Source organism: Caulobacter sp. AVps18, from assembly GCF_058681425.1.
This window is the reverse complement of sequence record NZ_CM178737.1, coordinates 730465-743785: the sequence shown is the minus strand read 5'-3', so window position 1 is coordinate 743785 and position 13321 is coordinate 730465. Positions and strand designations below refer to the sequence as shown.

Below are 13321 nucleotides of genomic sequence, written 5' to 3'. Positions count from 1 at the left end.
AAGGCCCGGCGGAAACGCCGGGCCTTTTTCAGTTCAGGGCCTCGGGACCAGCCACAACCGGCCGGCCCAGGGGTCGAGGCGCAGGCTGTAGGCCGACAGGATGTCGACGCCCAGGGCTCCGACCACGCCGTCGGGCAGGTCTCCGGCCACCACGGCCTTGAGGCGGCGATACACCACCCCGTCCAGCGACAGAGCGCTCAAGGTTCCGACTGGCCGCTGGCGCGGTGCCTCGGCCTTGCCGCGGGCCCGCACGCCGCCGTTCGAGGCGGTGTCCAGCGCAAAGGCTCCGATCAGGCCGTGGTCGCCCTCCGAAACAGCGGCCTGCACTGTCGGCGCGCCGCCGATCATCGTCACCACCAGGCCGCGTCCTGAGGGGTTGGCCGAGGCTCCCGGCGTGTCCAGCCGCAGCCGGCAGGGCGCGAAGTCCAGACTCAGCACGTAGCGGTCCAGAATGTCAGCCCCGATCACGCCGATGATCGGCGCGACAAAGCCCGCGCTGCGATAGTCGAGGTCGCGGACCAGGATCGGCGCAGCCTCCAGCCTTTGGCCGGCCAGACGCACAGGCAGGGCCAGGTCGGTTCCGGCATAGCCGCCGGTCTGGGCCTTGGTGTCGTGCAGCAGGGTGCGGGGCGCAGACAGGTCGATTACGAAGTCGCCGGTCATGTCGGCGACGGCTGCGGGCGCGACAATGGCCCCGTTCTCGAACCAGCAGGCCGTCTCGCCGGCCATGGCCGCGCCGGCCGCCGACAGCGACAGCAGCAAGATCAGGGGGGCGACGCGGCGAACCATGGCCGCGATCCTAGCCAAGCTGCGGGCACAGCGCGACCAGAGTCAGTGGCACGCTGCAGCCCGGCGAGAGCAAGGCGAAAATTGCGGCAGGCGCTCTGTGTAAAAAGCTAGAGCATCGCGCGGAAAAGTGGCCGCCGGTTTTCCGCAAAAGCGATGCGCAAACAAAAAGCTAGAGCAAGGCGAGCGAGTTGGATTCAGCGCGCGTTGCTCTAGGAGCTGTGGACACTTATCGCATCCAGAGTATTGCGGCAGCGAGGTGCAGGACGGCGAGGTAGTTTCTCGCCGTCTTCTCGAAGCGGGTGGCGACACGGCGGAACTGCTTGAGGCGACTGAAGCAGCACTCGACGAGGTGGCGCTGGGCGTAGAGGTGCGGGTCGAGCGTATATTTCTGAGCGCGTGAAGGATTGTTGGGGATGACGGCGACGGCGCCCTTGGCGGTGATCGCCTGACGCAGATGATCTGCATCGTAGGCGGTGTCGGCCATGACGACCTTGGCCGGCAAGCCTTCGATCAACGGACCCGCTTGAGGTGCGTCTCCCCGTTGCCCGGCCGTGAGAATGAACCGGACTGGTTGGCCCAGGCCTCGCACGGCCATGTGGACCTTGGTGCTCAGTCCGCCGCGCGAGCGTCCAAGGGCTTGATCTTCAGACCCCCCTTTTTGGCCCCGCTAGCGTGCTGGTGGGCGCGGACGATGGTGGAGTCTATGATCAGGTATTCGAAGTCTGGATCGCCCGACATCGCCTCGAAGATCCGCCGCCAGACGCCCTTCTGGCTCCAGCGACTGAACCGCCGGAAGGCGCTATTCCAATCGCCGAACACCTCGGGCAGATCGCGCCAGGGCGAGCCCGTCCTCACGATCCACAACACGCCCTCGACGAACATCCGGTTGTCGCGGCCGGTCGAGCCCTTCTGGTCAGGACGCCCGATGATCAGGCCAGACATCCGGTCCCAATCAGCGTCACTCAGCACCAAACGATCCATCACACCCAAGACCGCCTCCCAAAAGACAGTCTTGAATCACGCTTCGCACCCTTCGGGAATCCCTAGAGTCCACAGCTCCTAGGGCCCGTGCCTGTTCTGGTATCCGCGCCGTCCCGATTACGTGGTCTTCGCTCTGACGGGCGTCAAGATGATCGCCCGATCCAATGAGCCTGGGCCATGAATACGGCCACCAAATCTGTGATTTATCTGGATTTCTATGTGACTAATCGGCGCGGAAATCTCTGTTTACCAAGTATGGGAAAAATAAAACTTTGGTTCGGCGTCGCCGAGGGCTGAATTTAGGAAGCTGTTAGCTCCTCGGAGAGCACCGGTGCCAGCAACTTTTACAGGGTAAAACTTCGCCATGCTGCCGAACCTGAAGATTGGTCAGCGTCTCGCCGTCGGCTTCGGCGTGATTCTCTTGATGATGGCAGGCATTGGCCTGGTGGCTCAAACCCGCGTCAATGCGATCGACCGCAGCCTCACAACGATCAACGACGTGAACAGCGCCAAACAGCGCTTCGCCATCAATTTCCGCGGCAGCGTGCATGACCGCGCCATCAGCCTTCGCGACGTCATCCTGGTCAGCGATGCGGGCGAGCTTGATGCGGCCATCGCCACCATAGGGCGCCTTGAGGCGGCCTATGACAAATCCGCCGGTCCGCTTGATGAGCTCATGGCCAAGGGCGCTGGCGTGACCCCCGATGAGACGGCCATTCTCGACAGCATCAAGGCCACGCAGGCGCAGGGCCTGCCGCTGATCTCGGAAGTGATCCGACTGCAGAAGGCCGGTGAGGTCGACGCCGCCAAGGCGCTACTGATGAACGGCGCAAGGCCCATGTTCATGGTCTGGCTGAAGCAGATCAATCAGTTCATCGACCTGCAAGAGGCCAAGAACAAGCAGATCGGGTCTGAAGTCCACGACATTTCGGCCGGCTTCGTCTGGTTGAACATCGCAATGTGTGGCGGGGCGCTGGTTCTGGGTGTCGCCGTCGCGGCGTGGTCGGCCCGCGCCGTCAAGCCGCTCGGCGCCCTGACAACGGCGATGGGCAAGCTCGCCTCGGGCGACCTGTCCGTCGCGGTCCCGTCCCTGGGAAGCAAGGATGAGGTCGGCGAGATGGCCAAGGCCGTGCAGGTCTTCAAGGAGGCCGGCGCCAGGACCCTTCGCCTGGAGCAGGAGAATGCCGAGGCGCGTCAAATGACCGACAGTGAACGTGCGGCACGCCAAAAGGCCGAAGCTGAAATGGCGAGGACCCAGGCCTTGGTGGTCGAAGCTGTCGCCTCGGGTCTGGAGCAACTTTCTGAAGGCAATCTTGCCTATCGCCTGAGCACCCGTTTTGCGCCCGAATATGAAAAGCTGCGGGCCGATTTCAATGCTGCGATGACCACCCTGCAAGACACCATGAAGATGGTGTCTGGCAATACCACCACCCTCCAGGCCGGTGCCGCCGAGATCGCCGTGGCGTCCCAAGACCTGTCGCGCCGGACCGAGCAGCAGGCGGCCAGTCTGGAAGAGACCGCTGCGGCGCTGGATCAGATCACCGCCACGGTGCGCAAGACCGCCGAGGGTTCGGACCACGCCCGCAGCGTCGTCGGCTTGGCCAAGTCTGCCGCCGAACAGTCCGGCGACGTGGTCCAGAAGGCTGTTGCCGCCATGGGCGGTATCGAAAAATCGTCCCAGGAGATCAGCCAGATCATCGGCGTGATCGACGAGATCGCCTTCCAGACCAACCTCCTGGCCCTGAACGCGGGCGTCGAGGCGGCGAGGGCCGGTGACGCCGGTCGCGGCTTTGCGGTTGTGGCGTCCGAAGTGCGCGCGCTGGCCCAGCGATCGGCTGCGGCGGCCAAGGAGATCAAGACCTTGATCTCGAACTCGGACCTGCAGGTCAAAACCGGCGTGGAGCTCGTCGGCGAGACCGGCAAGGCCTTGAGCCGCATCATGGTTCAGGTTGACCAGATCAACGACATCGTCGTCGTGATCGCCGCGTCCGCCCAGGAGCAGGCCACAGCCCTGAACGAGGTTAATTCCGCCATCAACCACATGGATCAGGTGACCCAGCAGAATGCAGCGATGGTGGAGGAAGCCACCGCCGCCAGCCAGAGCATGTCGCAGGAGGCCCAAGGGTTGGCCCGTCTCATCGGGCGCTTCCAGGTCAGCCAGGACGCCCCGACGCACAGCGCCGCCGCGCGACAGCCCTCGCGCCCTTCAGCCAGCCTATCGGTCCTGAAGACCGCAGGGCGCGGCGGCACCGCCCGTTGGAAAGCTGTCTAGAGCGAACGGCCGGCCCCCACTGAGCAGGTCGCGGGGCCTCAGACCTCGCCCTTGCTGCCGCCCGATCTCTGGAACAGCTTCAGGGTGCGCAGCATGGCCAGGCGGGCGCTGTCGGCATGGTGGCCGCTGGGGGCCACAAAGGCGTGACCGGCGTCGTAAAGCCAGACGGGCAGGTCGGGATGGGCCGCCTGGATCGCCTCGATATCGGCCAGCGGGATCATCGGGTCGGTCTTGCCAAAATGCAGGGCGGTGGCGACCTGGGGCGCCTCGCCGGCATAGGCCGCGATGTCGCCGCCATAGAAGCACGACACCGCCTGCAGCCCCGTGCAGCGCGCCGCCGCCAGCCAGGCCGTGGTGCCGCCATAGCAGAAGCCCATCACGAACACCGGACCCTGCAGGGCATCGATCGCGGCCTGAACGCGGGGCAGGGCGGTCAGGCCCCAGCCGGTGGCCTCGCCCATGGCCATCCGCTGGTCCAGGATCGCCGGCTCGGTATTGGCGGCCGGAAAGGGGGCGTCGGCGGCGTCGATCAGCGACGGCGCGATCACCTCATAGCCCTGCTCGGCCAGGGTGTCGGACAGTTCGCGAATGTGCGGCGTCACACCCCAGATCGCATGCAGGATCACGAGGCCACCCCGCCGGGCATCCTGCTGCGGGGCGTGATAGGCCAAGACGGCCTCACCCGCCTGCGTGGTCAGGGTGATCTGCTCGCCCATCAGGCCGCGCCCTGGGCCTGAAACAGCGCCAGGGTCCGCTCGCGGGCCAGCCCGGCGTCGGCGAGATCGGAGTCTGGCCGGCCGTCATTGTTGAAGCCATGGCCGCTGGCTTCGTAGATATGGACGGCCACTTCGGGGTGGGCGGCGGCGATGGCGGCCTTCACCTCGTCGGCCGGGATGTGCGGGTCCTTGCGGCCCAGATGCACGATAACCGGGCAAGACAGCCTGAACCTGGCCATGCCGGCGACCTGACCGCCGTACCAGCTGGCCGCCGCCGCCAGGCCCTCGCAACGCGACGCCGCCAGCCAGGCCATGGTGCCGCCATAGCAGTAGCCGGTCAGGAACACTGGGCCGCGTGGCGCCAGAAAGTCGATACAGGCCTGGATGTCGCCCATGGCGTTGTCAGGGCCGTTGGCCTTGGCGTACTTCACGCCGGCCTCAAACCCGGCCGGATCATGCTCGGCGACGAAGCCCTTCTGCTGCCGGTCGAACATTGACGGGGCCAGAACCTCAAAGCTCAGCGCCGCCCAGCGCGCCACGTCCTCGCGCACATAGCGGTCGAGGCCAAAGATCTCCTGCACCACGATCACCCCGCCCTTGCGCGGGCCGGTCGGCTGGGCGTGCAGGGCGTCGAAGCCAAAGCCGTCATGACCGGCGGTCAGGGTGAGGGTGTCGGTCATGGCGGGCTCCTGCGCGGTCGCGGGGATCGAAACGCCTTCCCGGCGAGGCGGTCAAGCCTTGCCGTCGCCGGGCGCAAAGAGGTGCGGCGCTGCGGCATGGATGGCTTGCCTCAGTGTGGCCCGTGACCGGTCGATACCGTCGATCGGAATGTCGATATGGCGGGCCGTCTCACCGGCACTGACGACCTTCAGCGCCGTGCTCTCGGCCAGAATGAGCCTCAGGCAGGGTGGCGCGCGCTCTCGTGGCGCAGGCTGCACGAAACGAACCGCTGCAATCGCCGACCAGGGCAGGCTGTCCAGCGCCTCGCCCCGCGTCGTACGCCAACTCAGCCCGTCGGGCGCGATAACCAGGCGCGGGCCCTTGACCGACAGCTGCGCTAGCCCCGCCGCCAGCAGCAGCGCACTGAAGCCCAGCCAGACGACCAGCCGCGACCTTGGCGTCATGTAGTCAAACGACAGGCTCATCACGCCCATCACGGCGCAGATGATGCAGATCGGCAGCAGGACCTCGGTCGGCGAGGTGCGGACGGAGAGGGTCTGGGGGCTGCTGGCCAACGGCTCAATGGTCTGCGTTTAGAGTGACGGAGCAATGTCGGGCGAGGGTGGCAGCTCGATCGAGACGACGGCCCTGTCGATGCTTTCGGTCTCTTGTGAGAACCGAAATCTCCCGCCCTGGATGCGCAGCGTGACTGATCTTCCGCCATCGCGCGGCACGACGCTTCGTATCGTCATCAACCTCGTTCCGTTCTGCTCGAGCGTCTTGACCAACTCCAAACCGGCATCTGTCCAGCCGCCAAAGGCATAGGACAGTCGCATTTCCGGCAAGCCTTCGATCGGCCCGGGCGTGACTTGTGGGAAGCTATCAACCCATGGCGTTTTGGAGGACATCTCCATCACCGCCGGGAAGAGTGCAGGGCTTGCTTCCACCCAGCGAAAGTACGCTCCGTACATCGGGAGACAGGCAGTGACGTCTTTGGACTCGGGCTTCAGTCTGTGAGGACCGACGGTACACCAGACAGTCTGGTTGTTCATCGGGATGCTCCTCGCGGGAACCCCGTTGCGCCTAGCCCACTCGGTCTGGGGCAAGAGCATCGTGTTTGAAATACGCATCCCGAAGACCGGTGTGCCGACGGGCAAGACAACGCGCCCCTTGCTGTATATGTCCACAGACAACGTACCGGTCAGGGCGTGACGTACTGGCACGGTCAATAGAACATCGCCAATCTCCAGGTTGGGCGATGGCCTGACCTCAAGCGGGCCGGAAACCTTCAGCGTGTTGACCGCCTCACTTCCCAATGGTTTGGGAAGCGCCAACAGCGGTTCTTCTCGACATTGGGCAGCTGTTGCCCAGATTGCTGTGGCGATGACGCAGAGAATACCCAGCCATCTCAAGGCTTCAGATGCCATCATAACGCGTGCTCTGCGGTGTTCTGTTCAGTTTGAACGACGCGTCAACTGTACGACCTTTGAGTGTCATTAGCGCGAAGCCGTCTGGCCAGGCGCAAAGCCAGGCCCGGTGCCGTCTGAGGCATCTTCAGGACGGGTCGGGCTCCTGGCCGGCGTTGCGGGTGCGGATCATTTCCTGGACGGCACGCAACAGTTCTTCCCGAGCGCCGTTGCTGGTCAGAGCGGCCTCCCCAGCGGGCAGGCCACGCAACAAGCGCAGATGGGCACCGCCCTCCACACCCGCATCGAGAATTTCCACAGCGAAGCCACCGGGCAAATCAAGGCGGCCTGCCCCCTTCTCATCCAGCCTCACCGAGAATGTCTTTGCGACGACAAGCGTGTCAGGTGTGGAGCCGATCATCAGTTCCAGCCGGGTGTAGCCCTTGGTTACGCGGCCGTCAGGGCCGACCAGGCCGGCATTGGGACCACCATACCGCAGACCAACCTGTTCAACGAAAGCGAGGCTCTTGTCGGAAGGCTCATAGGCGATCGGGGTTTGAAGCTTTTCGTCCCGCCCCAGGCTAGAGATCTGGAAGGTGCTGCCCGGGAGGGTTGCGGTGGGGCCCGCGCTGTTCTCGAACAGGGTCTCAAAGCGACCGTCGGCGTCCCTGTCGAGATAGCAATAGACGTTGCCGGTGACGGCGGGGATCATGCCCATCATCGCCACGCCGACAAGCTTGGCCTTGCTCGGCGGTGCCGCGCGCCGACAATAGGCGGCCTTGCCGTCCACCTTCACCGGCCAGAGCAGGTCGCCGACCAGCCCATATTTCTCCCGCTCCGCTGCGGTCTTCAACACGACGCCCTTGCCAGGACGAACGGCCTGAAGGCTCAGCATATCGCCCACCTCGACCCGACGGGGCGCGGCGTCGGCGGCGACGGCGGCCTCGACCAGCAGAACGGCAGCGGGACCTTCACGGCCCATCTCTGCTTCCAGGCGCATACGCAAGGGAAGTGGCAGATCCTCCCAGGTTTCCGGGTAGGGCAGGAGACCCCCTGGCGGCAGTCCAGACGGAGGCGATGGCGCGGTTGCGGGGGCGACGGGCTCACGAAGCGCCTGGCGGGCAAAAGCCGCCGGAGACTGGAGCGTGACGGCCAGTACGGTCGTCACAGTCAAAATGAGCTGCTTGTTCATCGGATGAAGATCGGCACATAGGTTGTGGTCGTGGTCACGGTCATGGTGACGCTGCTCAGTTGGCTCGGCAGGCCCGCATCGACGCGGTAGCGCACACCGCCGCTGGGCGTGAGGCCCAGGAAGGTTACCTTCGCGCCGCGATAGTCGAGGGTGGCGGTCTTGCCATCGAGCGAACGGGCGACGGCGCCGTCGCCACGGATGTCCTGAAAGCCGTAGCGGTTCTGCAAGGCTCCGCTGACGCGATAGCCGCTCAAGGGCGGCGGCGGCGCGTCTCGCTTGGGCTTGTCGGTGATCACGGACCAATTGACCGCGAAGTCGATGGAAGGTCCTTCGCCATGCGGCAGCATATGATAGCGCGCCGGCTCGGCCAGGGGCCGGGAAGCGCCGAGTTGGAACACGAACAGCGCCACGCCCATGAACGGTGCACCGGAAGGGCGGACCTGATCAAAGGCGCCGTCGCGATCAGTGTCCTCGAAACAGGCCAGTTCGTCGCCCGACCACCAGCGCTGGGTGGAAGCAGCGACGGCGCAATAGGCCCAGCCGGCACCAGAGCGCACGCCGAACATCTTCGTGCCGGGCGGGAAGCTCTTGACCTTGCCAAAGCCGCCGGGGGTGGGGGTCTCGCCGTCCAGCGCCGCTGCACGCGTCGCCGTGATCGGCTGGGTGAACAGCGGCTGGCCCTTTTCGGCCACCTGCTCCCCCTGGGGCGCTGGGGCCGCATGAATCACATAGACTGCAGACCCCGTGGTGGTTTGGGCGCGCGCGCCCACGCCGCATACAAGGCTCGCCGCAAGGGCGCAGCCCAGAACTCCGAACTTCATTGAATAACGCCCTGCCCCTATCCCGCTGCAGGATGGAACAGGGCGTCAGTCGAAATCAAGCGCAATCAAACGTTGAACCGAAAGTGCATCACGTCGCCGTCCTTGACGATGTAGTCCTTGCCTTCGGCCTTCATCTTGCCGGCTTCCTTGGCGCCGTTTTCGCCGCCCAGGGCGATGAAGTCTTCGAAGGCGATGGTTTCGGCGCGGATATAGCCCTTCTCGAAGTCGGTATGGATGACGCCGGCCGCCTGCGGGCCCGTGTCGCCGACATGGATAGTCCAGGCGCGGGCTTCCTTGGGGCCGACCGTGAAATAGGTCTGCAGGTCCAGCAGCTTATAGGCTTCGCGGATCAGGCGGTTGAGGCCCGGCTCTTCCAGGCCCAGGGTTTCGAGGAACTCGGCGCGCTCCTCGGCGTCCAGCAGGGCGATCTCGCTCTCGATCTGGGCCGAGATGACCACGCTCTTGGCGTTGTCCTTGGCGGCGCGTTCGGCGACGAGGTCGGAGAATTTGTTGCCCTTGTCGGCGCTGCCTTCGTCGACATTGCAGACATAGAGCGCCGGCAGCGAGGTCAGCAGCTGCAGCATGTGCCACGCCTTCTCGTCATCGGCGTCGATCTTGGCGGCGCGGGCCGGGCGGCCTTCGCGCAGCAGGGCCAGGGCGATATTGGCCAGGCGCAGGGTGTTGGCGCTGTCCTTGTCGGCGCCGACCTTGGCGCGCTTTTCCAGGGCGGGAACGCGCTTTTCCAGGCTTTCCAGGTCGGCCAGCATCAGTTCCATCTCGATGATCTCGAGATCGCTGATCGGGTCGATGCGGCCTTCGACGTGGACGATGTCGCCGTCTTCAAAGCAGCGCGCCACAAAGGCCACGGCGTCGCAGTCGCGGATATTGGCCAGGAACTGGTTGCCCAGACCTTCGCCCTTGGACGCGCCGCGCACCAGGCCGGCGATGTCGACAAAGGTGATGCGGGCCGGGATGATTTCCTTGGAGCCGGCCACCTTGGCCAGGGCGTCCAGGCGCGGCTCGGGCACCGCGACCTCGCCGGTATTGGGCTCGATCGTGCAGAACGGATAGTTGGCGGCCTGAGCCGACGCCGTCTGGGTCAGGGCGTTGAACAGGGTGGACTTGCCGACGTTGGGCAGGCCGACGATGGCGACTTTAAGGGCCATGGAACTCTCGTGAATTTCGTTGGGGGCGAACTAGCACGGATCGACGGCGAACGCGAAGGGCGGGGGGACTTGAACCAACTGTAACCGCTGCCGATATTGATCGCGGACAAGGAGCGGCGACATGAGCCTTCGACCCGTGGTGAAGATCGTAAAGGGCGTCCCCGCCTCGGACGGCGACGGCGTGCGCCTGACCCGCATGCTGGGCACGGCGGAAGCCCAGATGTTCGATCCGTTCCTGATGCTGGACTGTTTCGACAACGACCAGGCCTCCGACTATATGGGCGGCTTCCCCGACCATCCGCATCGCGGCTTCGAAACCGTGACCTACATGCTGGAAGGCCGGATGCGGCACCGCGACAATACCGGGCGCGAAGGCGTGATCGGCCCGGGCGGCATCCAGTGGATGCGGGCCGGGCGCGGCATCGTCCATTCCGAAATGCCCGAGCAGAGCGAGGGCCGGATGCGCGGCTTCCAGCTGTGGGTGAACCTGCCCGCAAAGCTGAAGATGAGCGCGCCGGGCTATAGCGAGTTCGAGAGCGACGCGATCCCGGTCGCGGCACGCGACGGCGGCGTCACGGTCAAGGTGATCTCGGGAGTCACCGATGCGGGAACCTCTGGACCCATCGGCGGCGGGGCGGTCGACGCCCTGTATTTCGACGTCGTTTTGCCGGCGGGGACCCGCTTTGAGGAGCCGGTCGGCGCCGACCGCAACGCCATGCTGGCGGTCTATGAGGGTCAGGTGCGGGTGTCGGGCGGCAAGGTCGACGCGCTGTCGGGCGTGTTCCTGGGCGCCGGTGACCGGGTGCTGGTCGAGGCGATCACCGACGCGCGCGTGCTGCTGCTGGCCGGCCGTCCGATCGGCGAGCCGGTGTTCTGGCACGGGCCGTTCGTGATGAACTCGCGCGACGAGATCGTACAGGCCTTTGAGGATTTCCAGAGCGGGAAGTTCTGATACCAGCGGCCGTTGGTCCTGACCTCAGAGGGCCAAACTCTGAAGATACCCCGTCACCCCGGGACTTGTTCCCGGGGCCCATGGGTCAGCTTCATCGTGAGAGCTCTATTTGGCGCCGCACCTGCGGTGGAACGATGGGCCCCGGGAACAAGTCCCGGGGTGACGAGATGTATAGGGCGCAAGGCGTCGAGCTCAGCGGCCGTTGGTATGGCTGCCGCGACTGTCTGGGGCGACGACGTCTTGTGGGCCTGGAGAACGGGGATCGAGCCCGCTCTATCCCCGGCGCATCGCCTACAAACCCCAGCAAATTCAAAGCTCTGAAAAAAGAACGAGCGCGCCTGTCAGACGCGCTCAAAATGCCCCCCATACTGATCCCACCTGACAGCACGGGAAGGGCGCACGTACGGCGACCGTTGCGGCTGTCAGGGGTGGTCGAGCGGGAAGTTCAAACGATGGCGGGAGGAGTACAGCGTGCTCTGGGCCGCCAACCCTTTCGTGTCTGGCGGCGGTCGGCCGTGGAACACTAAAACGACGTCACGTCAGGGGTCGCGCGAGCAGCAGGTGGACCTGGGAGGGTTCACAGTCCGGGACGGGGTCGCGCCCCGGTCCGCCCGTCGGAGGCTTCAAGGCGGCGAGGCTCTAACAGGGCTCAAGCGCCGCGCGCCTCTGAAAGAACGACCACGCGGAGCGCTCGTCTTCGTCGAAACGGTACTTACTACAAACTCACATCCGGGCGAGGCCCGGGCGCTCCGCGACCCTTCCCATCCCTTCAGCGGTCAAACCGCGTGAGGCGGCGAAGCCATGCGCAGGCCGTCAGACGAAATAGCGCCGGGCGATTTCGAGGTTGTCCTTTTGCCAGATCCCCGCCGCGCCCATCAGCACCCGCATCAGACTGGCCTGGAAGGTGGCGCGGGCCGCCGCGCGGTCGACCAGGGCGCGGATCGGGACATCGAAGGCAGCGTCGGGCGCGATGGCGCGATGGACGGCATAGTTCATGGCCACCAGATCGACCCGGTGCTCGACCGCGCCGAACACCGCCTCCACCCGCTGCGAGCGGTCGAACCAGGTGACGCAACCTTCGAAATCGGTCGCGTCCCAGAGGGTCAGCATCCTGTCGAACAGGTCGTCGAAGCGCTCGTCGCTCAACCCGTCGCTCATGGCCTTGAAGTACGCGTCTTTTTAGACGCGCAGCGGCATCAGCACATATTTCACGCCCGGATCGGTCGGATCGACCACCAGGGTGGGGCTGGCCGGGTCGGCGAAGCGGAATTCGGCGATCGGGCCGCCGATCTGGCCGCAGACGTCCAGCAGGTAGCGGGCGTTGAAGCCGATCTCGAAGGGCTCGCCGTCATAATCGACCTCGACCTCTTCGACGGCCTGGCCGGCTTCCATGTTGCGGACGGTCAGGGTGATGCGGCCCGGCTCGATGGCCAGCTTCACCGAGCGGCTCTTCTCGGCCGAGATGGTGGCCACCCGGTCGACGGCCTTGGCAAACAGGTCGTTGTCCAGGGTCAGGATCTTGGCGTTGTCGCGCGGAATGACCCGCAGATAGTCGGGGAAGGCGCCGTCGATGACTTTCGAGGTCAGGGCGGCGGCCCCGAACTCGAAGCGCACCTTCTGGGCGGAAACCTGCAGGTCGACCTGCTCGCCGGCCGATTCCATCAGGCGGCGGGCCTCCTGGATGGTCTTGCGCGGCACGATGATGCCCGGCAGGCCGGCGGCACCCTCGGGGGCCTCCATCTCGGCCAGGGCCAGGCGGTGGCCGTCGGTAGCCACGGCGCGCAGCTTGGTGACGCCGCCTTCATTGACGGTGTGGAGATACAGGCCGTTCAGATAGTAGCGGGTCTCTTCGGTCGAGATCGCAAAGCGGGTCTTGTCGATCAGCCGGATCAGTTCGTTGGTGTCCACCGCGATGCGGCTCGAGAGCCCGTCGCTGCTCATCACCGGGAAGTCGCCGGCCGGCAGCACCGGCAGGTTGAAGCGCGAGCGACCGGCCTGGATCACCAGGCGCGGATCATCGCCGCTGAAGCTGAGCGACACGTCCGAGCCGTCGGGCAGCTTGCGGACGATCTCGTACAGGGTCTGGGCGGGCGCGGTGATCTGGCCGGGCACGTCGATCTGGGCCAGGCCCTCGTCGATGATCTCCATGTCCAGGTCGGTGGCCGAGAAGCTCAGCGTGTCGCGCTCAGCCGACAGCAGGATGTTCGACAGGATCGGGATGGTGTTGCGGCGCTCGACGACGCTCTGCACATGCCCCAGCGCCTTCAGCAGCGCCGCCCGTTCGATCGTAAGCTTCATAAATCAGGTCCGGATCGCGCAGCCGGCGCGGCTGAGTCGCGCGCCAGGCTCCGTAGTGAATGGACCGC

Annotated in this window: 12 protein-coding genes and 2 pseudogenes; 3 read left to right on the top strand and 11 right to left on the bottom strand. The window is 65.5% G+C overall.

Annotation, left to right across the window (positions count from 1 at the left end):
• Positions 1-33: 33 nt before the first annotated feature.
• Positions 34-789 (bottom strand): hypothetical protein, encoded by a 756-nt coding sequence (locus ACW179_RS03465; RefSeq protein WP_492062913.1) that lies wholly within the window; start codon positions 787-789, stop codon positions 34-36.
• 226 nt (positions 790-1015) lie between these two features.
• A protein-coding gene (locus ACW179_RS03460) for an IS5 family transposase (RefSeq protein ID WP_492059466.1) occupies positions 1016-1779 on the bottom strand; the annotation gives its coding sequence in 2 pieces (ribosomal slippage) (positions 1016-1441 and positions 1444-1779; 762 coding nt in all).
• A gap of 355 nt (positions 1780-2134) precedes the next feature.
• Between ACW179_RS03460 and ACW179_RS03455 the strand changes: the two are divergent.
• Positions 2135-2668, top strand: a pseudogene (locus ACW179_RS03455) (MCP four helix bundle domain-containing protein); the annotation flags it as partial.
• Positions 2669-2740: 72 nt separating this feature from the next.
• Positions 2741-4042: pseudogene (locus ACW179_RS03450) on the top strand (methyl-accepting chemotaxis protein); the annotation flags it as partial.
• A 38-nt stretch (positions 4043-4080) separates the two neighbouring features.
• Here the strand turns inward: ACW179_RS03450 and ACW179_RS03445 are convergent.
• From ACW179_RS03445 to ychF, 7 genes are all read right to left on the bottom strand, one after another.
• Entirely contained in the window at positions 4081-4758 is a 678-nt protein-coding gene (locus tag ACW179_RS03445; RefSeq protein WP_492062912.1) for a dienelactone hydrolase family protein, read from the bottom strand.
• Entirely contained in the window at positions 4758-5438 is a 681-nt protein-coding gene (locus ACW179_RS03440; protein ID WP_492062911.1) for a dienelactone hydrolase family protein, read from the bottom strand. Before ACW179_RS03440 ends, ACW179_RS03445 begins: the two co-directional genes overlap by 1 nt.
• A gap of 51 nt (positions 5439-5489) precedes the next feature.
• A complete protein-coding gene (locus ACW179_RS03435) occupies positions 5490-5993 on the bottom strand; it encodes a hypothetical protein (RefSeq protein WP_492062910.1) in 504 nt (167 codons plus the stop codon).
• Between the two features lie 18 nt (positions 5994-6011).
• On the bottom strand, positions 6012-6848 hold the full coding sequence (locus ACW179_RS03430; protein ID WP_492062909.1) for a hypothetical protein: 837 nt from the start codon (positions 6846-6848) through the stop codon (positions 6012-6014).
• A 124-nt stretch (positions 6849-6972) separates the two neighbouring features.
• Positions 6973-7830 (bottom strand): hypothetical protein, encoded by an 858-nt coding sequence (locus ACW179_RS03425; protein WP_492062908.1) that lies wholly within the window; start codon positions 7828-7830, stop codon positions 6973-6975.
• Positions 7831-8012: 182 nt separating this feature from the next.
• Entirely contained in the window at positions 8013-8837 is an 825-nt protein-coding gene (locus ACW179_RS03420; protein WP_492062907.1) for a hypothetical protein, read from the bottom strand.
• Between the two features lie 65 nt (positions 8838-8902).
• Positions 8903-10003, bottom strand: a complete 1101-nt coding sequence (ychF, locus tag ACW179_RS03415; RefSeq protein WP_492062906.1) for a redox-regulated ATPase YchF — start codon at positions 10001-10003, stop codon at positions 8903-8905.
• Between the two features lie 121 nt (positions 10004-10124).
• Here ychF and ACW179_RS03410 point away from each other — a divergent pair, with 121 nt between their 5' ends.
• Positions 10125-10955: a pirin family protein gene (locus tag ACW179_RS03410; RefSeq protein WP_492062905.1), complete on the top strand. Its 831-nt coding sequence runs from the start codon at positions 10125-10127 to the stop codon at positions 10953-10955.
• 813 nt (positions 10956-11768) lie between these two features.
• On the opposite strand, the gene ACW179_RS03405 is transcribed toward ACW179_RS03410, so the two are convergent.
• Positions 11769-12113 (bottom strand): hypothetical protein, encoded by a 345-nt coding sequence (locus ACW179_RS03405; RefSeq protein WP_492062904.1) that lies wholly within the window; start codon positions 12111-12113, stop codon positions 11769-11771.
• 21 nt (positions 12114-12134) lie between these two features.
• On the bottom strand, positions 12135-13253 hold the full coding sequence (gene dnaN, locus ACW179_RS03400; RefSeq protein ID WP_492062903.1) for a DNA polymerase III subunit beta: 1119 nt from the start codon (positions 13251-13253) through the stop codon (positions 12135-12137).
• Between the last annotated feature and the right edge of the window lie 68 nt (positions 13254-13321).